Source organism: Cellulophaga sp. F20128 (assembly GCF_023015805.1).
Taxonomy (GTDB): Bacteria; Bacteroidota; Bacteroidia; order Flavobacteriales; family Flavobacteriaceae; genus Cellulophaga.
The window spans coordinates 1-1,023 of the sequence record NZ_JALKBA010000055.1 but is presented as its reverse complement, the minus strand read 5'-3'; the positions used below and the strand labels follow the sequence as shown (position 1 = coordinate 1,023).

Sequence of the window (1,023 nt, the reverse complement as noted above, 5' to 3'; positions counted from 1 at the left end):
CTATCCATTAACAAAGAAATAACGCCCGCTTTCATAATTCACACAAACCTTAGAAAAAATGCCCCCACGGCACTTATAATGGCCTCTAACGGTTTAGCTATGAACAGTACGGGAGCAAACTAGCGTTTACATTCTGCCACGCACATAGCAAAATCTTTTTGTTTTGTTTTTTCTTTTCCTTGTTTAATGCAAAATCCTAAAGATTTTGCGGACTTCATATAAATACACAAACCCTGCGATTAAACCCGAATCCCGTATTGTTTATAGGTTGTGTTAGGGTACGTTTTTTATTCGGTTTCAATATATAATGGCATTGTATATTTCTTTTTAATAGCTTTTCCGTATTGATACGCGGGAGTCCAATTCGGAATTTGATTTAGAATTCCAATAATTTTATTATCAATCTCTGCATTTATTCCTCTTCTAACTTTCGGATTCGTAACCTTACCGTTTTCGTCAATATCAAATTCCAACATAACCTTTTTGCCAAGATCTTCATTAAGTTCCTTTTTCGTTATTTTTAATCGGCTACGGATGAATCTTTGTAATTTAATTATTCCACCATCAAATTCTGCGTCTTTTGTCCAATTGGGAAGAGTTTCTAGACTATCACTTAATGATTGTGCTTTTTTGATAAAATCAAACCCTATTTTTCTATTAAGTAAAGAGGTCATTGTGGAATCGTAGCATTTGTAAAATCCTATTGAATCTTGGTTTATAAATCTCCTTTTTACATTAAAATTTTCTCGTAACACATAAAAATAAGTGTTTTTAACTGGCAATGTCTCCATAGAATGGAGTTTGAAATTTGCGTTTTCAAAGTCCATTTCCGCAATATAATTTGCGTTTTCACATTCCGTACGATTACAACTTGTAAGGATGGTTAATGTGATTATTAAGACTAAAATTTGTTTCATTTTAAATGTACCCTAACGATAGCGCTATGATTAGTGGCCCTTATTCAGGCTTATACTTTAGGGCCATTAATTATAACGCGTGTTATTGGCCGTTTTATTTTAATTT

At 32.8% G+C, this 1,023-nt stretch carries 1 protein-coding gene; it reads right to left on the bottom strand.

The features are described from left to right. Nucleotides 1–287: 287 nt before the first annotated feature. Nucleotides 288–917: an energy transducer TonB gene (locus tag MWU65_RS17440; protein WP_247079958.1), complete on the bottom strand. Its 630-nt coding sequence runs from the start codon at nt 915–917 to the stop codon at nt 288–290. Nucleotides 918–1,023: the final 106 nt, after the last annotated feature.